16 protein-coding genes and 1 pseudogene are annotated in these 26185 nt (G+C 62.3%); 11 read left to right on the top strand and 6 right to left on the bottom strand.

What is annotated here, in order from left to right; translation table 11 throughout:
- The first annotated feature begins 20 nt into the window (after positions 1–20).
- From DY467_RS14060 to DY467_RS14035, 6 genes are all read left to right on the top strand, one after another.
- Complete coding sequence (locus DY467_RS14060) at positions 21–8051, top strand: non-ribosomal peptide synthetase/type I polyketide synthase (RefSeq protein WP_164636829.1); 8031 nt, start codon at positions 21–23, stop codon at positions 8049–8051.
- Entirely contained in the window at positions 8048–10357 is a 2310-nt protein-coding gene (locus DY467_RS14055) for a condensation domain-containing protein (RefSeq protein ID WP_164636825.1), read from the top strand. The genes DY467_RS14060 and DY467_RS14055 overlap by 4 nt, the downstream gene beginning before the upstream one ends.
- Positions 10358–10570: 213 nt before the next feature.
- A complete protein-coding gene (locus DY467_RS14050; protein WP_246701544.1) occupies positions 10571–11530 on the top strand; it encodes a dienelactone hydrolase family protein in 960 nt (319 codons plus the stop codon).
- A gap of 15 nt (positions 11531–11545) precedes the next feature.
- The gene (locus DY467_RS14045; RefSeq protein ID WP_164636819.1) at positions 11546–12253 is read left to right on the top strand and encodes a 4'-phosphopantetheinyl transferase family protein; all 708 of its coding nucleotides are present in this window, start codon (positions 11546–11548) and stop codon (positions 12251–12253) included.
- A gap of 571 nt (positions 12254–12824) precedes the next feature.
- Positions 12825–13166, top strand: coding sequence for a hypothetical protein (locus DY467_RS14040; protein ID WP_164571719.1), 342 nt, complete (start codon positions 12825–12827; stop codon positions 13164–13166).
- Positions 13167–13300: 134 nt separating this feature from the next.
- Complete coding sequence (locus DY467_RS14035) at positions 13301–13690, top strand: hypothetical protein (protein WP_164636817.1); 390 nt, start codon at positions 13301–13303, stop codon at positions 13688–13690.
- Positions 13691–13924: 234 nt separating this feature from the next.
- On the opposite strand, the gene DY467_RS14030 is transcribed toward DY467_RS14035, so the two are convergent.
- From DY467_RS14030 to csgH, 4 genes are read right to left on the bottom strand one after another with little or no spacing between them, the layout of a single operon-like run.
- Positions 13925–14800: a CsgG/HfaB family protein gene (locus tag DY467_RS14030; RefSeq protein ID WP_107345133.1), complete on the bottom strand. Its 876-nt coding sequence runs from the start codon at positions 14798–14800 to the stop codon at positions 13925–13927.
- A gap of 56 nt (positions 14801–14856) precedes the next feature.
- Complete coding sequence (locus DY467_RS14025) at positions 14857–15141, bottom strand: curli assembly protein CsgF (protein WP_107345132.1); 285 nt, start codon at positions 15139–15141, stop codon at positions 14857–14859.
- A 32-nt stretch (positions 15142–15173) separates the two neighbouring features.
- On the bottom strand, positions 15174–15704 hold the full coding sequence (locus DY467_RS14020; protein ID WP_164571614.1) for a hypothetical protein: 531 nt from the start codon (positions 15702–15704) through the stop codon (positions 15174–15176).
- Positions 15689–16156 carry a curli-like amyloid fiber formation chaperone CsgH gene (gene csgH / locus DY467_RS14015; protein WP_349627640.1) on the bottom strand — a complete coding sequence of 156 codons (468 nt, stop codon included), beginning with the start codon at positions 16154–16156 and terminating at the stop codon, positions 15689–15691. Before csgH ends, DY467_RS14020 begins: the two co-directional genes overlap by 16 nt.
- A gap of 476 nt (positions 16157–16632) precedes the next feature.
- Between csgH and DY467_RS14010 the strand changes: the two genes are divergently transcribed.
- Both DY467_RS14010 and DY467_RS14005 read left to right on the top strand, forming a co-directional pair.
- On the top strand, positions 16633–18438 hold the full coding sequence (locus DY467_RS14010; protein WP_164636814.1) for a beta strand repeat-containing protein: 1806 nt from the start codon (positions 16633–16635) through the stop codon (positions 18436–18438).
- Positions 18439–18816: 378 nt separating this feature from the next.
- Entirely contained in the window at positions 18817–19233 is a 417-nt protein-coding gene (locus tag DY467_RS14005; RefSeq protein WP_164571612.1) for a helix-turn-helix domain-containing protein, read from the top strand.
- Positions 19234–20037: 804 nt separating this feature from the next.
- Here DY467_RS14005 and DY467_RS14000 read toward each other — a convergent pair.
- The gene (locus DY467_RS14000; RefSeq protein ID WP_164636811.1) at positions 20038–20523 is read right to left on the bottom strand and encodes a DUF6941 family protein; all 486 of its coding nucleotides are present in this window, start codon (positions 20521–20523) and stop codon (positions 20038–20040) included.
- A gap of 390 nt (positions 20524–20913) precedes the next feature.
- The gene (locus DY467_RS13995; RefSeq protein WP_107345126.1) at positions 20914–21396 is read right to left on the bottom strand and encodes a hypothetical protein; all 483 of its coding nucleotides are present in this window, start codon (positions 21394–21396) and stop codon (positions 20914–20916) included.
- 817 nt (positions 21397–22213) lie between these two features.
- Here DY467_RS13995 and DY467_RS13990 point away from each other — a divergent pair.
- The 3 genes and pseudogenes from DY467_RS13990 to DY467_RS13980 form a co-directional block, all read left to right on the top strand.
- Positions 22214–23083 carry a TIGR04325 family methyltransferase gene (locus DY467_RS13990; protein WP_164636807.1) on the top strand — a complete coding sequence of 290 codons (870 nt, stop codon included), beginning with the start codon at positions 22214–22216 and terminating at the stop codon, positions 23081–23083.
- Positions 23084–23417: 334 nt separating this feature from the next.
- Positions 23418–25190: a DUF4407 domain-containing protein gene (locus DY467_RS13985; protein ID WP_164636804.1), complete on the top strand. Its 1773-nt coding sequence runs from the start codon at positions 23418–23420 to the stop codon at positions 25188–25190.
- A gap of 235 nt (positions 25191–25425) precedes the next feature.
- Positions 25426–26154 (top strand): annotated as a pseudogene (locus tag DY467_RS13980) (mannose-1-phosphate guanylyltransferase); the annotation flags it as partial.
- Positions 26155–26185: the final 31 nt, after the last annotated feature.

Genomic DNA, 26185 nt, shown 5'->3' with positions numbered 1-26185 from the left:
CTAGACGGAGCTGAGGCGAGATGTCGGACAGCAATGAGATCGGCTTCGCGATAGTGGGACTTTCTGGTCGCTTTCCAGGCGCACCCGACGTTCAGAAGTTTTGGCAGAACATTAAAGCGGGGCGCACGAGCGTTTCGCGTTTCTCGCCTGAAGAGCTGGAAGATTCCTTCGCGGACCAGGAGCGCGCCGATCCCGACTTTGTCGCGGCCAAGCCTATTCTGGATGACGTCGATCTGTTCGACAGCGAATACTTTGGTATGTCGCCGCGCGAAGCGGATTTGACAGATCCGCAGCAGCGGATTTTCCTCGAGATCTGCTCCGAGGCGTTGGACGATGCGGGGTATGACCCGGAGCGTTATCAGGGGGCGGTTGGCGTCTTCGCCGGCGCCTCGCTGAACACCTATTTCTTGCGGCACGTCTGCCCCGATCGGACCGCCCTCGAGCGGTTCACGTCGCAGTTTCAGGTAGGTTCGTATTCGGAGCTCCTCGGCACGCTCAATGACTTCGTTGCGACGCGGGTCGCCTACAAGCTCAATCTCAAAGGACCGGCAGTTTCAGTCCAGAGTGCCTGTTCGACCTCGCTTCTTGCCGTCGCGCAAGCGTGCGAAAGTCTCGCGGCTCTGCAATGCGACATGGCATTGGCCGGTGGCGTCTCCGTCACGTTCCCCCAGAAACGCGGGTACATCTATCAGGACGGCGGAATTGCCTCCCGCGATGGCTCCTGCCGGCCGTTCGATGTCGATGCGGCCGGGACTGTGTTCGGCTCCGGCGCGGGCGTGGTGGCAATCAAACGGTTGGCAGATGCCGTCGCTGATCGCGACGCGATCTACGCGGTGATCAGAGGTTACGGCATCAACAATGATGGCGCAGCCAAGGTCGGCTTCACGGCTCCCAGCGTCGGCGGGCAGGCAGAGTGCATCGCGGCCGCGCTCGCGATGGCCGGATTCGACGCGGAATCGATTGGTTACGTCGAGTGTCACGGCACCGGCACGCCGCTGGGTGATCCGATCGAGATCGAGGGGCTGTCGCAAGCGTTCGCTGAAGCTTCTACCGGTGCGATCGAAGACCGCAACTGCACCCTGGGATCGGTGAAGGCGAATGTCGGTCACCTGGATGCCGCGGCGGGCGTGACAGGGCTGATCAAAACCGCCTTGATGCTTCACCACGGCATTGTGCCGCCTCAGGCAAATTTCTCCGAGCCGAACCCACACCTGGACCTTGCGAAGCGGGGCTTCCGGGTGGCGACGGAGTTGCAGGACTGGCCTCGGGAAGATGCGCCGCGCCGCGCCGGCGTCAGCGCCTTCGGGGTCGGAGGCACCAATGTGCATCTGTGCCTGGAGGAGTCACCACCGACTGCAGCCGAGAGCTCGTTGCCGGTCGAGAATGCGGTGGTTCTCCGGCTGTCGGCCCGGTCCCCTACTGCATTGGAAGCGATGCGGCTCCGGCTGGCCGATCATCTCGAGGCGGCAGTGCAGCGTGGCGAGCGCATTGGCTTGAGCGAACTCGCCCATACTCTTGCCGCGGGACGGCGAACGTTCGATCGGCGCTGGGCGGTCGCGGTCAATTCCGTGGAGGGAGCGGTTCAGTCGTTGCGGGAAGTCCGCTCCGACCCCCGACCGGCATCGCTACACCCCGGCGCGGTGTTCATGTTTCCCGGCCAGGGCGCTCAGTACCCGGGGATGGGGCGTTGGCTCTTCGAGTCCGATCGCGAATTCCGCGCCGACGTCGAGCTTGGGGCCGCAATCGTCAAGGAACATCTTGGCGTCGATATCCTCGCCGTGCTGTTCGACGATCGTGACGTCGACGATCATGCGATCCGATCGACGACGTTGGCGCAGCCGGCGCTCTTCCTCATCGAATATGCTCTGGCACAGCGTCTGCTCCGGTTCGGCATCGAGCCGAAAGCGATGATCGGCCACAGCCTCGGCGAGTTGGTCGCGGCGGCGCTGGCGGGCGTGATGTCGTATCAGGATGCGCTCAAGCTTGTGGTGCATCGCGGACGGATCATGCAGGCCCAGGCACCCGGCGCCATGCTCAGCGTGCGGTTGGCGGCAAGCGAGCTGTCGGCGCACCTGCCAGTCGGGGTCGAGATTGCGTCCGACAATTCGCCCCGTCTCAGTGTCGCCAGCGGTCCTTTTGAAGCTGTGGAAGAACTCGAGCGCCGGTTGGAGAGGGCGGAGATCCCCCATCGACGTCTCCACACGTCGCACGCCTTCCATTCAGCAATGATGGATCCGGTGGCAGTCGAGCTCGAGAAGGTTGCGGCCGGGATTCCGCTCCGGCCACCGAAGCGTCGGCTGATCTCGACCGTCACTGGAACTTGGATGACCGCGGCGGAGGCCACGTCACCGGCCTATTGGGCCCGTCAATGCCGCGAGCCTGTCAGCTTCCGCGCCGCGCTTACCACGCTGATCGATACGACATCCGAGCGGGTGGATTGTCTGCTGGTGGAGGTCGGCCCCGGCCGAACGCTGGCGACATTTGCAGGGGCCTCATCGTCCGCTCCGAAGGTCCGGGCGATCGTCACGACCGCGCCGGACTATGCGGAGCGAAACGATGAAGAGCTCACCTTCGCTCAAGCGCTCGGAGATCTGTGGGCACACGGCGCGAGGCTGAAATCCGATGTTCGTCCAGCCGCGGGTGCCGCACGCCTGCGATTGCCAAGCTATCCGTTCGAGCGCACGCGCCATTGGATCGCGCGTCCTGCTTCGGCCGGCCTTGAGATGATCATGCCAGTCGCATCGGCCCGAGGAGACGCGTTCCCTCCGACCGTGCCTCCGCAGGAGGTGAGTAGCGATCGGGAAGTTCTAGGTAGCGTTTCGATGGAGAGTAAGATGTCGGGTGACGAGGTCTCGAAGGCGCTGATCAAGGCGCTTGCGGCTATTCTGTCAGATGTCTCGGGACGACCTCTGTCGGATCAGGACGCGGCGACCTCGTTCATTTCACTTGGGTTCGATTCCTTGCTGCTCGGTCAGGTTGCGCAGCGCGTCAACAAGTCGTTTGGGGTGAAGATCACGTTCCGGCAGTTGATGCGAGATCTCAACTCGCTGGACGCCCTGGCTGCGATGTTGAAGACCTCGGCACCTGCCGACAAACTGCCCCAGGCCGAGCGAGCAGCCGTGAAGCCCCAGGCGGCGATGGTCGAGCGGCCGGCAGAGGCTGTGTTGTCGAAAGACCCGCCGGCGCCGGTGATGGCGGGCGCCACGGGGGTCGAGGCATTGCTTCGCGAGCAACTGCACTCGATGGAGCGGATTTTTGCTGCTCAGCTTGCGGCGGTCGGCAAAGAACAGGGTGTCGCTGCCGAGTTGCCTGTAGCGGCGGCGCCGGCCGATAGCAGCGCAGGGAGCGCGGCTGAGAGTACCCTTGTGATGCCCGACACGGGTGAGGAAGGGGGCGGTCGGTTCAAGATGTATCGTCCCGGCGCGGGCGATGGCGATCTCACACTCGCACCGGAGCAGCGCTCCTACATCGAGAACCTTGTCCGGCGCTATAACGACCGCACGCCTGGATCGAAGTCACGCGCTCAGGCGTCGCGCAGAGTTCTTGCCGATCCCCGGACCGCGAGCGGCTTCAATGCGCAGTGGAAGGAGATGGTTTACCCGATCGTTTGCAAGCGGTCGAAGGGAGCGTCGATCTGGGATGTCGACGGCAACGAGTACATTGATCTGGTGAATGGCTACGGCCAGACGATGTTTGGCCATGTCCCGCCCTTCGTCGCCGCCGCGTTGCACGCACAGTTGGAAGACGGATTCGCGATTGGACCGCAGACCGAACTGGCCGGGGAAGTGGCGTCGCGAATTAGCGCCATGACCGGCAATGAGCGGGTCGCCTTCTGCAACACCGGTTCCGAAGCTGTCATGGCCGCCATCCGGGTGGCGCGCGCTGTGACCGGACGACAGAAGGTCGTTGTGTTCAGTGGCGCCTATCACGGTCAGTTCGATGAGGTACTGATCAAGTCGTGCCGCGCAGGCAGCGTTCCCGGTGCACTTCCGATCGCGTCCGGCATCCCGGCTGAAAACGTCGGACAGATGATCGTTCTGCCGTACGGCCATCCAGCCAGCCTCGAGCTTGTCAGTCAAATGGCCGACGATCTCGCCGCCGTTATCGTCGAGCCGATTCAGAGCCGGCATCCTGCTTTGCAGCCGCGAGATTTTGTGGCGTCGCTCCGAGAGCTGACCTCAAAGAGCGGGACGGCGCTGGTGTTCGACGAGGTGGTGACCGGCTTCCGGGTCGACCCCGGTGGCATGCAAAAAGTGTTCGGTATCAAGGCTGACCTGGCGACCTATGGCAAAGTACTGGGCGGAGGAATGCCGATCGGCGTGGTCGCAGGCCGCGCGGATTTCATGGACGCGCTGGACGGTGGCTTCTGGCAATACGGGGACGAGAGCGAGCCCGAGGTCGCTCCGACATTCTTCGCCGGAACCTTCGTCCGGCATCCGATGGTGCTTGCCGCCGCACGCGCCGTGCTTGAGCACATCGAACGGAACAAGGCCGAGATCTATGCGCCCTTGGCGCAGCGCACGGGGCAGCTTGTCGATCGGATCAATTCGCACCTCGATAACTACGGACTGCCGACGCGGGCCGAGACATGTGCGAGCTGGTTCTTTGTCGATGGTGCGCCTTTGGGACGGTTCGCCGGCCTATTGTTTGCCGAGCTTCGCCTACAGGGGATTCACGTCCACGAAGGTTTCCCGTGTTTTCTCACGACCGCACACGAGGCCGTTCAGTGCCAGGCGATCGACGGCGCGTTCGAACGAGCGATAGGGGCCTTCGCGGACGCCGGGCTGATCACGGGAGAAGCCAAGAGTGCCACCAGGAAGGCGGGCCGTAGTGGTGATGGTCAAGCTCAAGCGCAGCCGCAAAGACTCAAAACGGTACCCCTGACCGAGCCTCAGATGGAGGTGCTCCTCGCGGCGCAAATGGGCGATGCAGCCTCAATGGCGTTCAACGAGTCGGTCAGCATTCGCTTCGATGGGCCCATCGTCGAGAGTGCGTTGATCAAAGCGGTCGAAGAAGTCGTCCGGCGTCACGAGGCACTTCGTAGTCGTGTCGTTGACTTCACCGGCATGCTCGAGATCAGTCCGGATTTCGTGCCCAAGGTGCCGGTCATCAAGCTCGACGAGGCCAACGCCGATGCCGAACTGGCGCAGTGGCTGGCCAAGGATGCAAGAACGCCATTTGACCTTTTCAAGGGGCCGTTGGTTCGTGCCAGCGTTCTGTGTGTGGGGTCTGGCATCCACGTGCTGGTCTTCACCGCGCATCACATCATCTGTGACGGCTGGTCGATGAACGTCCTGCTCGGTGACTTGGCCGAGATCTACAATGCTTATCGGGAGGGAAGAACGCCGTCGCTGGTGCCTGCCGCGAGTTTCGCCGAACATGCTGCGGAGCGTCCGCGGCCGTCTGCGTCGACGGTTGAGTTCTGGCGAAAGCAGTTCGCGGATGTGCCGGTCGCCTCGGAGCTTCCGCTCGATCGCCCACGCCCGGAGGTCAAGAGCTTCCTCGGTGCATCCCTGCGCGAGCGGTTGGGGCAGGACCTCTGCGGCGGGGCCAGAGAGCTGGCCAAACGCCAGGGCGTAACCCTGTTCACGGTGCTGTTTGCCTCGGTGCAGACTCTGTTCGCGCGGCTTTGCGACAACGAGAGCGTTGTGTTGACCGTCCCGATGGGCGGCCAGGCATTGCTGGATCGGCAGGATCTGGTCGGGCACTGCGTGAACTTCCTGCCGGTGCCGGTCACCGCTCGGTCCGCCGTCTCTTTCTGTGAGCATCTGAAGCACGTCGACGAGAAGCTGAACGATATCTTCGATCACCAGGACTACACGTTGGGATCGTTGGTCCGTGATCTGGACATTCCCCGTAGCATCAACCGGACGCCGCTGTCGGACATTCAGTTCAATCTTGAACGGGTCGGCTCTCGGCTGACATTCCGCGGCGCCGACACGCGCGTCGACACCAATCCAAAGGCCTTCGTCAATTTCGACATCTTCATCAACATGATCGAAACGGAGGACGACATCACGATCGAGGTCGATTTCGCGACCGATCTTCTGGATCGGACGACGGTGTCGGGATGGCTCGATCAGCTCCGCAGGATCTTGGGACAAGCGCTCGAGCAGCCCCAGATCATCCTGCAGGACCTGAAGCTGCAGAAGCCAACCGTTCCTGGGGCTGCAAGCGGACAGACCCACGCACTGCAAGCCTCGCGTTTCGATATTCCTCTGGTGGAGATGATCGAGCGGAACTGCGACCGTACGCCTGACGCGGTTGCGGTGGAGTACGAGACGGAAGTTCTGCGCTATCGCGATCTGGAATCGAGGAGCAATCGTATTGCGGGGCTGTTGAGAGCGTTGAATCTGGCCAACGGGGGCCGCGTCGCGGTCGTGGTTCAACGGGGCCTTGATCTGCCGGTCGCCTTGGTCGCGGTCGCGAAAGCGGGTCTCGCCTACGTCCCGGTCGATCCCTCACTTCCCGTAGCTCGGATTCGGCAGATGGCTGAAGCGGCCGAGGTTGCGGCGTTCATCACGTTAGGAGGGGACTGTCCGGTTGCGGCCGAAATGGGGGTGCCGGTCATCGATATCGTGCGAGATGCCGCACAGATCGACGCTGCCTCGTCCGCTCGCCGCGAACCCTCGCAGGAAGTGCTGGACTCGACCGCTTATGTGATTTTCACGTCTGGCTCGACCGGAACGCCCAAGGGCGTGGAGATCACTCACCGCGCACTCGCCAACTTCCTCGGTTCGATGGCGGTCCGACCTGGCTTCGGTGCCGATGATCGGATCGTCGCCGTGACCACGGTGTCGTTCGACATCGCGGTTCTCGAGCTTCTTCTGCCGCTGTATTGCGGCGGACGGACGGTGATCTGCAGCAAGGACAGGTTGCTCGAGCCCGAGAGCGTCGTTCGGCTGATTGAAACCAGCGCTGCAACGATCGTTCAGGCCACACCGACGCTTTGGCGCGTACTTCTAGAAGCTGGTTTGCAGCCATCGCGCCCGCTTCGCGCGTTGAGTGGCGGGGAGGCGCTGCCGCGCGATGTTGCCGAGAAGCTGATCGCCGCAGGCTTCGAACTGTGGAACATGTATGGGCCGACGGAGACCACGATTTGGTCGGCCTGCGGACGGATTGTCGATGCCAGCCGGCCGATCGTCATCGGCGAGCCAGTGGCTCATACTGATCTCTACATCCTGTCCGATGACGGAACGCAGGCGCCGGTCGGCACCCCTGGGGAGTTGTGTATTGGCGGACTTGGTCTTGCAAAGGGCTACGTCAACCGGCCCGATCTGACAGCCGCAGCGTTTCCCGTGATGTCGTTGCAGGATGGCGAAACGGTGCGTCTGTATCGAACCGGCGATTTGGCAACGCGCTTGGCGGACGGCAGCATTCAACTGCTCGGCAGACGCGATCAGCAGGTGAAGATCCGTGGCTTCCGCATCGAGTTGGAAGAGATCGAGTCCGTGCTGCGCACCTGTCCAGAGATCTTAGACGCCGCGGTCATGGTCGAGAATGCCGGCACTGCCGACGCCGCGCTGGTGGCTGCCTTCGTGGCGAAGCCGGGCATGACGGTGAGCATCGACAGCCTGCAGCAGACGGCGCAGCTCAGCCTGCCTCACTACATGGTTCCCAACCGCTTTGTCGCGGTTACCGAATTGCCCAAGACCGCAAACGGCAAACTGGATCGGAAGGCGCTATCGGCGGCGATCATCAGTCCGTCGATCGTCGTCAGTTTCATCGACAAGGCGGAGGCGCGCGACGAGCCGGCACCGGAGGTTCTGACCAAGGTGATCTCGATCGTCGAGGCGTCGTTGAATCGAACCGGGATCAAGCCGGACGACCGGGTTTTCGCGCTCGGTGCGACCAGTCTGCACGTCTTCCGGATGGCTGCGCGGTTTTCCGAAGCGAAGCTGCCGATCCGGGCACAAGATCTGATGACCAACCCGAGCATGAGCGATCTGGCGCGGCGGGCTTCCGTCGGGGCAAAAGCGCAGTCGTCTGACAAGAAGACGCCGTCGCTCGCCGAGTTTCGGCGTTCCTCGAGCCGCGTGAGGACAACATGAAGGCGCAGGTCCCCTCAGCAGTCGGACAAGAGCCGGGAATTGAGCCGGTCCGCTGCACCAGCATTCAAGAGCGGTTTCTCGAACTGCAGAGACGCAATCCAAGCTCTTCGCTGGCCAATATCGCGATGCGCTGGCAGATGAAGGGAGCGGTGCGCGACCAGACGCTCCAGAAGGCGCTGGACTTTCTCGCCGATCGACACGAGGCGCTCCGGACGAGATTTGAACGCTCGGCCGACGGCTACTCACAGATTGTCGTCGACACGTCGCCGAAACTATCGCTGATCGATCTGTCGCAGCTATCGAGCGAGCGCTACCAGGCGGAGGCGGAGCGGCTTGCGTCATTGGAGGCGAGGGCGGCGTTCGATCCTGTGGTCGCGCCGCCCTGGCGAACGACCGTGCTGCGGCGCTCGCCGAACGAAGCGATCCTGCTGCTAACGATCCATCACGCCATTGCAGATCTCTGGTCGGTCGGACTGATCGCGCACGAATTTGCCCAGGTGGTCGATGCACTGGAGCGCGGTCAAAGGCCAGACTGCCGCGAGTTGAACCTTCAGTACGTGGACTACGCGCAGTGGCACTCGGCGTTACTGGCGAGCGACGGCCTGACCGAGGAGCGGCAATACTGGCGTGGCAAGCTGTCGGGGCTGTCACCTTTGGACATCAAACCGACCAGGCAGCCCGTGCTCGATGCCGGCCGCAAGGGCGAAATTAGGAGCCGTGTTCTTCCGAGGCTGTTGACGGATGCGCTGCAATCGCTCGCGCAGCAGGAAGGCTTCACGATGTATGGGCTGACTTGTGCGGCCCTGACGCGGGCGCTGGGCCGCAAGCTGGAGGCCGACGAGATCGTCATCGGAACGCAGGTTGCCAACCGTGATGATCCGTTGCTGTTCGATCTGGTCGGCCCCGTGGTCAACACTGTGGTCCTGAGGCTCGGGATCGAGGCGGGCAGCGATCCGCTCACGCACGCGCGCCGCATCAGGGACGAGGTCTCGCAGGCACTGGCGAACAAGGCGCTGCCTTTCGCCGAGATGGCCGCCGGCATCGAACTGTCGGATCGGAAAGATCTGCCGCTCGGCTACGCCATCAACTTTGCCGCCGGCAATGTCGAGACCGGCCAGGCCGGCGTGATCCGGCATGGCGACTTCGAACTGGTGTCGCTGCCGTCGGCGACGACGGGCTGCCTCTACGAATTCAGTTTCTTCTTGGTGGAGCGGCAGGAGGGGTGGCGGATCTCCTGCGAGTACAATACCGACCATCACGTCGCCGCCGCTGCGGATGCGCTGCTGAAAGCGTGGTCGGAGGAGATGGAGGCTCAGGTCGCTCCGGCCGGGAGCGACCTGAAGAGCGTTGCGCCCGCTTTGAAGGGCGATCAGCCTGCCGGTGATGTCGTTGCGCCTCTCGCGCTCTCGCTCGAACGCAGGGTGCCGAACCGCCGTCCTACGCGCCCCTATTTTCAGCCGTGCGTGCTACAATCCGACGGCAAGCTGCCGCCGATCTTCGCGTTGAGTAATCGGTCCTTGTACTATCCTCTGGTAGAGCGGGTGGCGGCGGGGCGTCCCTTCATCGACTTGCAATGGGCTGACGACGCCGAGTTGCCGCCGCTCGATCAGGACAGCATTTGCAGGATCGCGGCCGACGCGGTTCGGCAGATCCGGGGACACGATCCCGTCGGCCCGTACTATTTGATCAGCCTCTGCCTGATGGGCAACGTCGCGCTCGAAGTTGCTCAGCAACTGAAGAGCCTCAATGGCGAAGTGTCGGTGATCTTTCTGCTCGATACGGTCGCGCCCGGCTATGTAGAATCGATGAGCCGGTTCGACCGTTTCCTGAGGCGAGTCCAACTAACCGACCGTATCATCCCTGATCTGATCGCGCGGATTCGGAAGGTCAGGTCCGGGGACATGAGTATTGCGGCTGCGATGTCGCAGTACTCGATCATCCGGAACAATCCATTGGTTCGCTTGATCGGCCGCGGGAGCGATGCGCCACGTCCGAGGGCCACCAACGAGGATTTCCTCAATCACGGCCTGATGGACTATCTGCTCGACGCCAGGGCCTTGTATCCTTGGAAGCCGTATGATGGTGAAGTCGTTCTGTTCAGAAGTGCGAAATCACGCGTCGGACGGCTATTCGTGCGTGGCCTGGGATGGGACAAGGTCGTGAACGGACAGCTCCGGATCTTCGACGTTCCTGGTGGTCATGATGACATGACCCGTGAACCCGCGGTCGCGACCATCGCCGAATACATGAGCTGGATGATCGATCGGCGGGAGGGCCGCTGGTCCGCGAAGCGCTCCGTGGGCTGAGGACCGATGTCGTCGGCAAGCAACGATCACGACGTGCCTGCCGGAGGCTCCCGGCGGGGGCTCGGCTGAACGATGCGCCGCGGTGCCGTCGTGCTTCTCATCGCTCTGGTAGGGTTGATAGCGGCAGCGCTAGTCGGAGCCTCGCTATGGGCCGAACGTCGCACCTCGAAGCACGTCAGGCCAACCGATCAGGCGCGTGTCGGAGAAGTCGTCTTGACGGATTCCACCCGTGACACCGGGATTGCTGTCCGCATCTGGAGGCCGAACGATCCGGTGCCGCGTCCTGCGGTGAAGGCGGGCGCTTCTGATCGGGGGCTGCCGCTGGTGGTTTACGTCGCCTCGTGGGGAGGGCGCCGATCCGAGAACGATGTGTTGCTCTCCACGATCGCCAGCGCGGGCTTCATCGTCGTCGCCATGGACGACATCAGCCATGACCGGCCAGATCCCGCGACGGACGCTGCCGATGAGACGGTTCGGTTGGCGCCGTTCAGCATGCAAACCGCGCAAGACTACGCAAGCTTCCCGACCACCAGTGAGCGTAGAACCCGGCTGGGATATGACAAGCTGCAGCGGGTCTTGGCTGCGCTCCGCACCGGACAAGCGTCAACGATGCTTGAGGGAGTCGATTTCTCACGGGTTGCGGTGGTCGGCTATTCGTTCGGCGGGGCCGTCGCGGCGAGGGCGCTCGCGCTGGATCGGCAATTGGCGGCCGGCGTCGATCTCGACGGCTGGGTGATCCACACCCCTGCAGCCGCGGGCCTGAAGCGACCGTTTCTGGCGGTGTACGCGTCGCTGCCATCTGCCGAACGGACATGGTCGCATCGGCCGAACTACGAGACCAAGATCGGATGGGAGGATTTCGGCTGCCTGCTGACGCTGGCGCGCTCGTCAGGTTCGGACGTGTTCATGGTCGACGGCGCGAAGCACGCGGACTTCTCCGATCAGCTCTATGCCGAAGGTCGCTGGCGCGATTGGCGGCCGTGGGCCCCCAGACGTATTGCGCCCGAGCGGATGCATGCGATCATCGATACGCTCCTGGTGCAGTTTCTTGTCGGGCACCTGATCCAGCGTGGAAGCCCGCCCAGGATCACTTTTGCAGAGGTCAGATCGGTGACGGAGATCGAAAGCCTCATCCCGAGCGAGCCGCGGCCGGGCGCCAGTTCGGCCAACTAGATCAGGCACCGCACGATGAGCGAACCGGTTGAGATCTGGGAGATCAGCTTCGACGAAGCCGGGGAGGTGGATTGGCAACTCCTGGATCCGCGCGAGACCGCTGCGGCTGATGCGTTCATCCATGCCGACGACCGTTACCGCTACGGTGTGATCCACAGTGCACTGCGGCTCCGGCTTTCCGAGCTGCTCGGCATGGCTGCGGAGGCCGTTCCGATCGTTGTGGGAGCCCACGGCCGGCCGTTCGTTGCGGGCCGCGCCGCCGAAATCGACTTCAACCTCTCGCACAGCCGGCGGACCGGGCTGATCGCGATCTCCAAGGCTGGGAACGTCGGAGTCGACGTCGAGGATCGCGACGTCGCCGCGGAATATTCCGAAATGATCGATACCATCTTCGAGCAGCACGAGGCCGCTTGCCTGCATCGCTTGGAAAGATCCCTCCGCAATGACCTCTTTCTGCGTGGATGGACCCGTAAGGAAGCCGTGGCGAAGGCGGTGGGAACGGGCTTTCTGCTCGACCCCAAGCTGTTCCAGGTGCCGCTGGATGACAGAGGCAGTTGGACCGTTTCGGTGCGCAGCCCGATGAGTCGCCGGCTCGCGCTGATTGATCTGAGCTCGGATGCCAGGGCGGCCGCTGTTGCCGGCGTGGCGCTGCCGGCTCGCCCCCGCGTCCGCAGATTCCGATTCGAGCGGACCCTCCGGGCACGTGCGGCCGCCACCCGCTAGGCCTTAAGCTCCTCCAGACCGTGGAGTGGGGGTGCGGTAACTCATAGCCGCTGGAGGCCTGCTTACCGGCGGTCGGGGCTTAGCCAGGCGGCAAATCCCGTCCAATCTGTGCTTTTCTGACGCGAAGGGGCCGATAGTCGTCGTCGATTTGCAAGCTCACGTTAACCTTTGACGCTCATTGTCACGATATTGGGCGGAGGGGGCAATGAAGAGCTCTGGAATTTCATTCTCCGAAGTTCCCGAATCGGCCTTCGGACGTACGGACGACGATGCCGGCCCGCCATCGGGCCCGCTGGCCGAGCTCCAGTATTCGTCTCCTTGGCCCTGGGTGGCCGCAATCTTCATCAGCTCTGGACTGTGGGCCGGTATCGGCTGGCTAATCTTCGCCTGATCTTCGCCAGGTGAAATCTGGGCCCGATCTGTGCTGCTGCGTCATGAGCGCCGGCATGGCTTGATGGCATCATGCGACATCGAGAGCTGAGTCGCCCTGCAGGCCGAGGCCGGCGGGCCGGCCTCTTACGATTTCGAAAGGAACCGCGTCCGATACTGAGTGGATCGAGGGGGAGCACCGATGCGGACCATCCGGATACTATCAGTCGCCACCGTTCTCATCGCCGCCTACCAGCCGGCTTGGGCCAGCGAGGCCTATGTGAGCCAGCCCACGGGCGGCAAGACGCAGCAGGCCCCGACCGCATCAGCACGCACCACGGCAGTCCCAGTGACGATCGAAAGCGCCGCGCGCTTGATGAAGGCGGCTGCCAAGATGCCTGATCCCGGCACGGCGAACGTGTCGATGATCGCTCAGACTGGTACTCTGAACTCGGCGCTTCTGGCGCAGGTGGGCGGGGGGAACGCCTCGTACATCATCCAACAGGGCTCGCAGAACAGCGCCATCGTCAGTCAGCGCCGGTAGCCGAGACGGTATGCGGTCCGGCCGGGTGTGTACCGCCGCCGAAGCCTTCGCCATTTGCGGCTGGCGGTGCTAAGGACGGGGACCGAGAGAATCGTCCGGGGGGCGGACGATCTCCCATCGCGAGGGTGCAGCAGATGTCATACCCGGCAATGCTATTGGCGGCGATGAGCGTCGGTGGTCTCGTTTGGGAAAGCGGCGCGGTCAAGTCGTCCTCGGCCGATCGGGCCGGGACCTTCCGGGTCGCCAACGAGGTCTATGTCCAGCAGCCGCATGGCATGCTTCCTCCGCTTGCGGCCCGCGCCGGAGAAGCCCCCAAGCTCTCACCGGAGAGCGGGTTGGTTGCTCCGAAAACCGCTCCCGGCGGCCTGAAGCCCGACGCGCCGAAAAAGAAGGGCTCGCCCGAACTGAGTGGTGGATCGCCCGTTCCGGCCGGCAGCAATGGTCAGGTGTCCTGCGATCCGAGCAATGCGTCGTCGCAAGCCTGCTACAGCGCCACCCAGCAAGCCAGACCGCCGACACGCTGAGATCGTCTCGGCGAGCACCGTCGCCGCCTGCTGAGCGTTGCTGCGGAGGTCGTCGCTGCCCAAAACGGCAGGGGCGCACGGGCGAATAGCGTCGGGACGAATGCTCTCGGCCCGCACCGCGCCGATGCTTTCAGCCGATCGACACGTCAGATCTGCGCATGGCGAGCTTCATCGCGCTCGGGCGATTTCTGAGAGAAGCGGCCGCCGCCGGGACTGCGAAATATCAGTTCCGGATCACATGCCGGCCGGAGCGACCGGAACAGCCGCCTTCCGTTGCAGCTCGAGCTCGCGCATGAAGGCGGTGCCGGCAGCCGGATCCTTGAAGTTCCAGAGATCCTTCTTCACGCCATCGAAGATCAGCGAGTAGACGGCGAGCTGGATGCCTTCACGCACCGCCAAGGTCGTCGGCGAGTTCTTGGTGAAGCCGACATCGGCCTGCAGCAAGCTATCGATCGCCACATACTTGAAGCCGGTACCGCTGACGTTGACGGAGTAAATGATCTTGGTCGTCGTGACGGCGGCGAGAACGCGGCCTGTCTGGACGCTCACCGCGCGCAGCGACACCGTGACGATGTCCTGCCGATACTGCATGTTGCCACCGAGACCGAGGTAGTTCGCGCCGATGCCGCCGGTGGTCTCGTTGGTGTCATATCCGACAATGCCGCCTTCGAGCAGAACGCCGGCGAATCGCAGTGGCGGCAGGCTCTGAGCCTTGTCGCCCTGCAGCGCTGACCGCGTGTTCTGAATGATTTGGCGTTCCTGCAGCAGCGGCTGCAGGTCGGCGCGTTCCGCAACGTCGAACCACTGCCCGCCGCCGGCGGTCAGCAACACGTCGGTGAGAATCGAGCTGCCGCCTTGGGTGACGGCGCGGGAGAACTCCGCGAAGTTGTCGTTCGACTTGTTCTGACCGGTGAGGTCCGGGAAGTTGTAAACGGCGACGTCGAGCTTCTTGGTCGGAGGAGGAAGCTGCTCCAGCACGACGCCGGTTTTGGTCGACGCCACCATCGTTGCCTGCGGAGTCACCGGGTCCTTATCAGTCCCGGTGATAGCGCATCCACCCAAGGAAACAGCCAGCAAGACACACGCCAATGATCCGGCTCTGCTATCCATCGCCGCCGCCCCCCGTTTAACTAACTTAATACTGACCAAGCAATGTTGATGCTCGGTTACGGGCTGGTCGAAGCTGTGGTCGGCGTACCGCCGATCACGATCACGGACGAACCGCTGCCGACATTGCTGAGCGCCGAGCTCAAGCCGGAGAGGTCGGGCGTGTTATTGCTGCCGGACTTTGTGCCCATGCCCTGAGCCTGGGCGGTGCTGAGAAGGAAGTTGCCGTTGAGCGGATTGCCGTTGAAGGTCGGGCTGACGGGCCGATAGATCTGTTCGGTCGCGAAGCTGGGCGCTGTGAGAATCGCCAACGCGGCAGCGGCTAGCAGAAACTTCGACTTCATCCTACCCTCCTATAAGCTACAAACAATTTTTCTCAACGTCTGATCGGCAGGCCTCCGATCACCAATGCGCCGTTCGGTAATCGTCCGACGAGGAGGTTCAGCGGCGCTGCACCATTTCCCTGCAGGACGCCGACCGACGTTCCTGACGTACCAAGTAACACAAGATTGGATTGAAGGTTGTTGCCAGCCTGCAACACGCCGACTGCATTGTTGTGTCCGCCGATGATGCCGACGTTGGAGACGTTACCAAAGCCGCTTTGGGCCTGGAAAACCGAGTTATACGAGCCGATTTGCAAGGTGCTCGCGTAATTTCCGCCAGTTATTTTCGGCGTAGCCATCTCCGGCAGGGACATCTTTTGTCGATTACCGTTAGCGAAATTTGCAGCGGTGCCGTTGCTGAGCGAAGAGGGCGCTAATCCGATCACGGGCGTACCACCGTTGCCGGTAGCCTGTGAAATATAGGCTGTTTCCGCGTGTGCGATCGTCGCGTGTCCAAGGCCCACGGCTGCGACGGCCAGCGCGGCCGCCATCGAGGAGAACCGCGATTTCATGGTGAAACACATGATACGCTCCCTTGATTGGATCTTATCGTTAGTTCGGCCCGAATTTTCGCTTCTGGTGACTGATCGATGATGACGCTGGTCAGCACCTGGTCCGTAGGGCCGGTGAGTTCGAAAGTTCCGCTCTGGGCGTTTTGACTCACGCCGCTTGTCGATTGTTTGAAGACGTTCAGTTGATACTCGCCCGCCGCGGCGCGCTGCGCGTGAAGCACTGCGTCGATCCGTAGAAGATTGCGGTCCGGCGTATTCCTGATCTCGCAGTCGAGTCCCGTCGTCTTGCTTGCGTTGGCGGCGGACGACCAAGTCGAAATCAGCAGCAGGCCCGCACTGCATCGGGCGAGGCGACTGAAATTTCGTGACGCGACAAACATCGAAATGACGACTCTGGATCTGTGTGAACGAGTTTGAACTAACCGCCTTGCGTGATGCGGAATTGGAAAGTGATCGTCGTCCACTTCGGGTTCTTTGCGGCGAAATCATTCGGTCAGCGCCGCTCATCGCCGAGGTTTGGATAGTTAAACGAGGTTTAATTGCCTCCACAAGAGTGGACTGCGAGTTGAATTAATTTGTCATCGGCCGGTTGGCTATGTCGGCCAGGGAATCAAAAAAGTCACGATTTTTCGGTGTTTTTTGCACTGCTTTTGCCGGAATTCCGGCCGTGTTGACATATGAGTCAACGCCGCCGAGACGGCGGTTCCGCGCCATGTTGACCTGTATGTCAACGCCTCTGCCGCGAACCGACAGTTAGTGTCTCGAATCCTCAAAAACCGACGTGTTAGCTGGCTGTTAGTTGGCGAGCCGCTTCGCGGTTAGGTTGACAGTTAAAGTAAACAACCGGTTTACGGTTGTCCGAATAGTTAAGTTGGAGTTAAATCGATTTTGAGGGCGGCGATGGTCGTCGACCCCGCTTCGGATAACAGGGAATAAAAACATGCGTATGCTGACAACGTTGGCCGTCCTGTTGGCCACGACGTCGCTGGCTTCCGCCGCGAGCAATGAGTCGTTCATCCTGCAGGCTGGATCGACCAACCACGCGATCGCCGGTCAGACCGGTGGTAACAACAAGCAGGGCACCGTTCAGGTCGGCCGCGGCAACTCGGCGCTGACCGCGCAGAGCGCAGCTTCGTCGAAGACCAACGAGTCGGGCGTGCTGCAGATGGGCGCGCAGAACGGCGCCGTCGCGCTGCAGACCGGTGGCAACAACAAGCAGGGCACCGTGCAGGGCGGTGTGCGCAACTTTGCCGTCACCTCGCAGAAGGGCCGGCAGAGCGCCGCTACTCCGAACGATTCGACGACCGCGCAGTTCGGCGCGTTCAACGGCTCGATCGTGAATCAGAAGGACGGCAACAACAAGCAGACCACGCTGCAGGTCGGCGGCAGCAACTTCGCGGCGACCTCGCAGGATAACGCCGGCAACAACAAGAACACCTCCTCGACCACCCAGCTCGGCGCCTTCAACAGCGCGCTGGTCGGCCAGACCGGCGGCAACAACAACCAGAACACTCTGAGCGTGGGCGTCGGCAACTTCGCCGCCACCAGCCAGACCGGCGCTGCCGGCCGCACCAACGAGTCGTCCACCCTGCAGTTCGGCAACTTCAACCGGTCGTTCGCCGGTCAGGCCGGCGGCGGCAACGATCAGGGCACGCTGCAGTTCGGTTACGGCAACCTGTCGGCGACCGGCCAGAACGCCAACGCCCAGGGTGCCACCAACTCGGCTCTGACCACGCAGGTCGGCATCGGCAACAAGGCGATCACTCTGCAGAGCACCAAGGGCTCGCCGAGCTTCGCGGCGAACGACGGCTCGGTCTCGGGCTCGCTCACGACCACTAAGGCGTACTGGGATCTCGGCGGTCTCCATCAGCCGGGCACCACCAACTACGGACCGTATTCTGTCCCGTACGTTGCCCCAGTTGTTTTCGGCGGAACCAATGCTGCAACGACCTTGCAGGTGGGTAAGGGCAACTCTGCTCTGACCCTTCAGAATTCGCAGGGCGCCCGCGCGCCCCTCAGCTATGGCACGAGCTTCCAGACGACCGTTGGCGCCGCCAACATTCACACCGACGCTTCTTCCTACTACAGCAACTTCCTGCACAAGTGGATTAACGTTCCGGCGACTGACACCCCAAATCTCCTCAAGTCTGTTGATGGAACAGTCACAGGGCAGGTCAATCTTCCGCAGGCGGTCGCGCTCAACGGCGTTAACAACAACGCCGCGACCGTCCAGGTGGGCAAGAAGAACGCCGCGCTCACCCTGCAAGACGGCGTCAACATCGCCAAGACGTCCAACGACTCGCTCGTCGCGCAGTTCGGCGACAAGAACGGCGCGCTCGTCAGCCAGCAGAACGGCCTGAACGGCCAGGCGACCATCCAGCTCGGCGACCGCAACAACGCCGTCACCCTGCAGAAGAACGCCCCGGTGTCCGGCACCCTCAACGCCGCGGCGACCATCCAGGCGGGCTCGAAGAACCGCGCCTTCACCAACCAGGTCGCCAATCCGCTCAACGCCGGTCTCAACGGTTCGCTCGTCGCCCAGTTCGGCAACAGCAATACCGCGGTCGCCGCCCAGAGCACCGGCCTGCAGCCGATGATCGGCGCTCTGAGCATGAACACCCAGGCGACGATCCAGGTCGGTACCGGCAACTACGCCGTGACCGCCCAGAACAGCGCGACCGTGACCAACACCTCGGTGACGGCGCAGTTCGGCTCGCACAACGTTGCGTTCACCTCGCAGCACTAAGATGCCTTCGGACGGCGGGACCTTGGTCCCGCCGTCTTTTCTCCAGGCGGCCGAGTACCGTGGCCGCATCTGCCATCGTCAAGATTCTGCAGGTTTCGCTCAGGAAGTGGCCTTTGGGGCGCGCGAATTCCTTAATAGACCGGTCCGGTATCTTGTTCCGTTGAACCGTTGTGCGGCCAAAACATACTAAATCTTAGGGCCCAGGGGCCCGCTGCTTGGTGGGATGGATATTCGGCAACACTCCGCCTGTATTCATTCAGCAAGCCAACAAAAAAGGGCTGTCAACCTGTCCGCTTTGGTGCACAATAAACACTACTTGCAAGTGATAGGACGGCGCTACGTTGTATTGAGGATCGCGGCTGGGTAGGAGGTTCCGCAGTGTCGTCTTATCATTTTGATATCGGCGGTCGCGCGCAGAAGGCAGGTCGATTTATTGCCCGCGTACGCGACGAATTGCTCAAGGTGCTTTCAGAAAAGAAGAGGGACGGCCTGACCCAACAGGCACTCGCCAAACGCCTCGGCGTCAATCGTTCCGTGATCAATCGCCAGCTCTCCGGTGAAAGCAATCTCACCTTACGCAGCCTCGCTGATCTGGCTTGGGCCATGGATATGGAGCTGTCGTTCGAGCTCCGCCAGCCCGAACGGCATCCCGGACAGAACGAGCCGGTGACGACCTCGACGCTCAGCTATGGACAGATCAAGGTCGTTAATATCCGCTCGGTGAAAAACGACTGCATCCCGGACCAGCGCGCGCGCAACTCCAATTACCAGAGTTTCTCGGGCGCCGCGGAGTAGGGCTGTCATGGCTTTCCCGGACACGGCGGTCGTTGTCAGGATCTCCTGAGCGGCCCGAGCGCGCGACAATCCGATCATGTTGCGGTCGTTAGGTCAGATCATTTGATCTTCGCGGAAGCATTGGATGGTGAGCGGCCGCTGTGCCGCAGACGCGTGTTTGGTCTCTCGCATTGTCGACCGTGCCGCAGATCGTGGCGCGTTGTTTTCTGATCATTACAACGACAAGGCCGGTCTCGTGGTCCGCGGTGAGGTCCTCGGACGTCCGAGCGGGCCCATCTCGATCGCCACCCAACCGCGCGACTTTCAAAGTGAGCTCTAGAGCATCTCTGCTTTTGTCAGAATCAGGACCGAACTTCCTAGCGGCCGCAGCTTGTAGAGCCTCATGGTGAGGAGGCGCGAAGCGCCGTCTCGAACCATGCGCCGCAGGCGATGTGGCTCCTCATCCTTCGAGACGCCCGGCTTTGCCGGGCTCCTCAGGATGAGGACTTCGGACGCTTGGCAAAGGCCAAATCCGCTTCAATCAATCGATGAAGCGCTCTAACGCTTGAGACAGGCGCTGCCTGTTGGGAAGCACTTTCGAGGCGTCGCCACGATTCAGCGAGAGACAGAGCAGCTCTGGAATTGAGGACTGAGCGCGAGATGCGCGATCTGTGGTCGGATCTTCGTCAGCGAAGTCCGGTGCGAACGGGGAGGGAATCCGTCAATGCGACCGGTTGCGGCTTAAGTCTGCGCCGGAGTCTTGCTCGCGGCTGGCTCGACCTCGGCAAAGTCGTCGATCGCGGCAGCGGCGATCGACGGGAGTTCTCAGTTGATGGCGGTTGGTCCGTGCTCGAGGGCGACCTGAGGCGCTGCTTGCGACGAGACGGCGAGCGATCCGAGATGTAGTTCGGTGGGACTGTCGTTGATGACGGCGCGCACGTGGATCATGCCCGGCGATTTGATTTCGCACGGTGAAAAAATCAGGCTTGCCGCCACCACGATGTAGGGCATCATCGGCTGATCTTTCGGCAGGCTGGTGAGAAGATTGATCTGGTCCTGCAGCGCAGGCACTTCAATGGTCTCCTCAGCGATCGGCCTGTCTTCGCCCGGCAGATAGCATCGGACCCGCAGAGATTTGTACGGCTGGTCCGCGGGCGAGAAGACGTTGAAGTGCACACACAGCTTGGGCAGCGACAGCGGAAACTCGTTGGTCACGAACATCGCCGAGTTGTAGCACCCGATAAAGCTGAGTTTTCCGCCGGCCTCGGTCCGAATGTCGTCGCAGAAGATGCAATAACCATATCGTTCCATTTGAGCTCGCTTCAATAAAAGGGTGTCAGAAAAGCATGTGGGCCAAAAGGCCTGCTGAGTCTGTTGTCTCAGTCGGCGCGCAGGGCCGGATCGAGCATTCTAGCCCGTGTCGTCCGAACATTCCGATCGAAAGATCGATCGGTTTCAGTGTCGGATCGGTCCCAACGGACATCCATCACGGCGGTTCGACACCGATCCGGGCCCGACAGAATTAATTTCCGTGCTGCGCACTTTACGGGATCGGATAGCGACGAGACCGCCCCGTCGAACGGGCCAGCTAACTGCCCGGCCGGCACGGCTATTAGGTGTTCGCGCGCCGGCGAGGCCCCGGAAACAGCAACGCTTATTGAGGTAGCAAAGCGCGTAGTGACTGTTGAATAGCCGCCATCTTCACATTGAAATGACGTCATCGGGTGAACTCCCTGTGACACACAGGGTAGCACCTATACCCAATTCTCGTCGAATTCGGCGGACTGATGTACGGTAACCTTTATATAAATTGTGATCTTTTACGTGATCGGTCCAATCGCCGAAAACTGCCACGAAACAGTCCTTGCGCAAGAACCATCCGAAGATGCGCACGTCGGGGGTCTTCAACTCCCACACGGCACTTTGCTCGACGCGTATCATCCTGAATTGACGGACATAAACCAGCGGTCGTCCGGAAATATAGGCGTAGAACAGCGCATCGACTTGTTCGGCGGGTGTCGCTTCGCCGAGCCTCTGCTCAGGCTCCGCGCCCCCCAACAAGTTCTCCAGCCATTCGATGAAATTCGGGGTGCCATACAGCAGCCGAGCCGGCTGCGCGCCCGCTCCGAGATCCACCTCGATCCGTCGTATCGCCCCTTGCCGCAGCAGATCCTCGATCGTCACGTGTCCCCGCGCGCTCCCCTTACGATCAGACTCTGTTGCTCCGTAGCGCCCGCCAGATTACCGCCGGCGTCCACAGAGCTGCCGGAGTCCCCGCCGGCAGTCCGACCAGATTCCCCTGCAATTTCGGTCACCTCGTGGCCGAATTTTGCAATTCACGCTTTCGTCCAGCGCCCCGTCGATCGACGCGCATCCTCCAACAGCACCAGCGACAGCTCAAGATAGACTGCAGCCGATGGTTGTGTGAGTGCTTTCTGCGCCTCATTCACAGCGAGCGTTTGCCGGTCATTGCCCTACCGATTTTCAAATTCCCGGAGCGCTCGCTGGGCGTCGAGATCATTGTGCGAGGTTAACTCCGGCGAGGGCAGGGCGCGCGCGCCGTGATCCACATTGGAGAAGGCATAACGTTAATAAATACCTTCGGGATTGGCTAAGAATCTCAGCACTTCATCATGGATTAAGTCCCCGCATGATCGCCGTCAGACGGCAGACAAACGGCTCAACAAATCGGTGGCTGAGGTAGGCGTTTGGTCCGTCCTTCGGCTTGCCGAGGTCTGCCTGAACGATCCGAGGAGCGCGTCGACCGGGCCGTAGTTCTCGGCCGATGCGTCGATCTGCGGCGGGCGTGGCACGGCAATCGCGACGATGGCGTTGACCGTCGCACCTCGTTTCCGATGAAATCGATCACGAGCGCGCCCGATCTGGAGAGATGGCGGATGACCTGCCGCCGTATGTGAGCGAGGGCCGAGGTCGGTATCAGTTCGGAGATTGCCCCACATTCTGATAGACAGTTGATCTGGCGCTTGCTTGGAAAGGCGGCATGGTCCCGGGGCTCACCAAATTACGTGTCGCGATCGGCTCGTCGACGGTGATCGGCCTGCGGGCGCTCGCGAAACTGCCCTATGGCCCGCAGCTCATCCGCACCGCGGCGAGCCGCCCCGGAATCGAACGCTGGTTGAGGGCACTGCTGTGCGTCTATCAACCGTTTCCGGACATCGAGACAGCGACCCATTATATCCGGAGGTTCATTCCGGCCGGGCACGAGCACTCCGATGTGGTGAGCCAGCTCAAGCAGTTCGCCGACGTCACCCGAGAGAGCGACTATCCGGTTCTGTTCTATCTGTCCGGCTACGCGCCGAGCCTGTCGACCGTGTTCGATCTCGGCGGCGGGATCGGGAATCTGTTCTACCCCTACGACCGCGAATTGCGGCTGCCTGCGACGCTGCGCTGGATGGTGCACGATCTTCCCGACAAGGAAGAGATCGTGCTGCAGTTCGCCAAATCGCGCAACGAACCGCGGATCGGGTTTTCGCGCCGGATGGAAGATGCCTCCGGGGTCGATCTGTTTATCGTCTCCGGGGCGCTGCATTATTTCGAAGACGAACTGGCGGTGATCCTCGGCCGGCTTCCCCAATTGCCGCGGCTGGCGGTCGTGAACCGGACGCCGTTCTCTCAGGCGGATCCGATCGTGACGACGCAGGTGGGCGACGGCTATGTGCACGCCTGCAAGCTCCACAGCCTGGCAGGTACGATCGCGGGCATGGAAGCCATTGGATATCGGTTTGTTGCGAAATGGCCGGTCCACGAGCGGGCAAGCCGGGTGCCGCTGCGGCCGGACCTGAACGATACGTACTGGGGGCTATTTTTCGTGCTCGACGCCGACCGCCGGCAAACGGCCGTTCCCCGATAGGCTCTTCGTCTTCGCCACCCGACCCACGGAATGCCGGTCATGTCATCGCGACTGGTTCGTCGCGTGGAGAGTGTCGAGCGAGTCGAGGTCGCGTGTACCTGTGCCGAACAATTAGTCGGGCCATCGGCACGTTGACATATATGTCAACGTGCCTCGTCGAAATAACTGATCATACCGCTCAGCCTGCGAGCGACGTGCTCTTTTACCAGCTTTTTCCCGGCTCAGTTAACCGTTGACTAATCAGTTTGTTGCCGGCCGCCTCCAAAAGGTGTTCGATCCTCACTCTGGGCGTGGGCGGTGAACAGCCCGCATCTGGTTCATAGAGGGGTGAGCCATGCTCCAACGATTGCTTTATTTCATTGCCGGCGTCGACCGGGAGCTGATCGCCCGCTGTCCGCCAACCGACCGAATTTGGGCGATGCAGATCGGCTTCTCGCTCTGCCTGTCGTTCCTGGTGGTGTTCGGCGTCTCGTACTACGCCCTCGGCTATATCGTCGGCTCGACCGCGCTTCGATCCTCCATTGCGGTCGTGATCGCGCTCACCGTGATGATGTTCGACCGCGCGCTGTTCCAGTCGGACTGGTTCGTGCAAGGCGCGTTCTGGTTGGACGACGATCAGTCGAAAAAGGTCGGGGAGGGGTTGAGGCGTTCGGTTTGGCAGTTCGTCCGCATCACGGCGCGTCTCGCCATCTCGCTCGGACTGGCCTGGGTCATCGCTCTGTTTCTCGAGCTGGCGCTATTCTCCGACGCCATCTCCCAGAAGATCGATCGGGATCGGGTCGCGGGCAATCGTCCGATCTACGAGCAGATCGACAAATATGCGTCGGGGCTGGATCGGGAGATCGCGGAAAGTCGCGCTCAACTGACCGCCATCGAGCAGCATCAGCGGGAGCTGCTGGCGCAGGCGCCGCTTCCCTCCGATAGTCCAGCCGCTGCGGACCCCGAGGCCGACCGCGAATTGAAGGCGCTGGCTGAACGCGAAGCCACCGTCCGCGGTGAGGTGAGGGAGCTGGAAGCGACGATCAGGGATCAGTCTCTCGATATGAGCGCGGAGCAGTTCGGAGAGAAGCTGCGCCCGACCAATAGCGGACGGGCCGGCGCCGGACGGCGCTACGAGCTTGCCAAGAAGCAGAAGGAAGCTGCCGAGACGCTGCTGCAGTCGCGGCAGGCGGAGCTGTCCGACATCGTCGCGCGGCGCGAGCGCGTGAAGAACGATGCGGCAGCGCGGCTGGCGGCGGACATCGCGCAACGCGACGATCAGAAGCAGGACTTCGCCGCAAAACGCGTAGCGATCCAGAAGCAGGTCGACACCGCGCGCGCCAACCTGCAGCTGCTGGAAAGCCAGCGCGAAGCCAAGGTTCAGCGTTATCGCGAGCGCACGCTGGAGGGCTCGTTCGTCCAGCAGAGGAAGGACAGTAACGATCCGCTGGTGCGGCTGACCGCCTATCAAGCCTTGAAGAGCGATCCGCAGGAAGGCCAGGCGATCACGCTGTTCTCGTGGATGATCCGGCTGTTCGTCGTGTTTCTCGAAATCGTGCCGGTGGTCACCAAGATCTTCTTCTCGCCGCCGAGCATGTACGCGATCAACGTCCAGTCGCAGCTTAAGTCTGCGCGGGTCGCCGCACGGTCGATGACGTGGAAGCTGGCTGAGGACGAGCCGGAGCACGATCGGAAAATCCCCGAGCCTGTCGCGCCGATCGAGCCAGCTCATGCCGACGACCGGGTGACCCCGATATTCCCAAGGTTCGAGCCGCCCGAGACGGTCCGCGCGCCATCGAATCCGACGGCACGACGGCGATGGGGACTGCCGGTACGGAAAGCCAAGGAAGAGTATCCGGCGCCCACCAACGACCAGGCGATCGTTGCGACGATCCCGGCGCCCGCAGACATCAACGACAAGACCGAGGCACAGCTGGCCGATGAGGTTTCGCCTGCGCCATTGGCCGCGGTGGAGCGCGAGCCCTTGGTGGAGGAAGCCGTTCCCGCCAGCCCGCCCGAGGAGGCCGAGCGGGTGGTGGTGGTTTACAACGGCGGCGGTATGCGTGACGTCGGTCCCGGCTCGCACGCGCCGGCGGAGACCGAGATCGCCACGCCGCGTCGCGCCTGACAGAGACGATGAGAGTTACGCCATGGGCTGAGTCTTTCGATCTGTGCGAGGCCGCATCTTCGGGTTGAGCGTGATGCGATCTCTCCAATAGATCCGGGATAGAGGCTTGTGGCGTTCCTGGACCTGCGGCGGTGGGGCCGCGAGGTGGATGTGTTCGGTCATCCCAGGGGAGGCGTGTTGACTCGACAATTCGTTGCAACCACAAAGAGATCGTAATCAGAGTTGGGTGTCTTCGATGAACGCTGTCGGGAAGTCTGCGAACGATCCTCGGTGTGTCCCCTTGATCATGTGCGGCGGCGCTGGGACGCGGCTATGGCCGGCCTCGCGTGAGGTGCGGCCGAAGCAGTTTCTGCCGCTGTTTGGGCCGCGCTCGACGTTCCAGGAGACGCTGCTGCGGGTGTCGGACCCGGCGCTGTTCGGCCGGCCGATCATCATCACCAACACTGCCTACCGCTTCATGGTGCGCGACCAGCTCGCGGAGATCGGGATCGAGGCCGACGTCCTGCTCGAGCCGGCGCGGCGGGACTCCGGTCCCGCGATCGTGGCGGGCGCAGTGTTCGCCGAGCAGCGTGAGCCGGGCGCGATCGTGCTGGCGCTCGCCGCCGATCACGTGGTGCGCGACAAGGATGCTTTCATCGCCGCCTGCCGCGATGGTCTGGCCGGCGTTGCCGAGGGCCGGATTGTGACCTTCGGGGTGAAGCCGGAGCGTCCCGCGACCGAGTACGGCTACATTTCTCCCGGCGACGCGATCGTCGGTAAGGTCCGCAACGTCGCCAAGTTCGTCGAGAAGCCGGACCTCGCCACCGCCGAGGGCTATGTCGCGGCGGGCTATCTGTGGAACAGCGGCAACTTCATGTTCCCGGCGGCGGCCCTGCTCGAAGAATACAATGCGGTCGATCCGGACAGCGTTGCGACCATCACCGAGGCGGTGACGACGGCCGGCCGCGACCTGGGATCTGTCTCTTAGACACATCTCCGAGCCCACGAGACGCTCA

The sequence above is a fragment of the Rhodopseudomonas sp. BR0G17 genome, from assembly GCF_010907025.1.
Lineage (GTDB): Bacteria > Pseudomonadota > Alphaproteobacteria > Rhizobiales > Xanthobacteraceae > Rhodopseudomonas > Rhodopseudomonas palustris_H.
The sequence above is the reverse complement of the archived record's forward strand: the minus strand, read 5'-3'. Positions and strand labels throughout refer to the sequence as shown.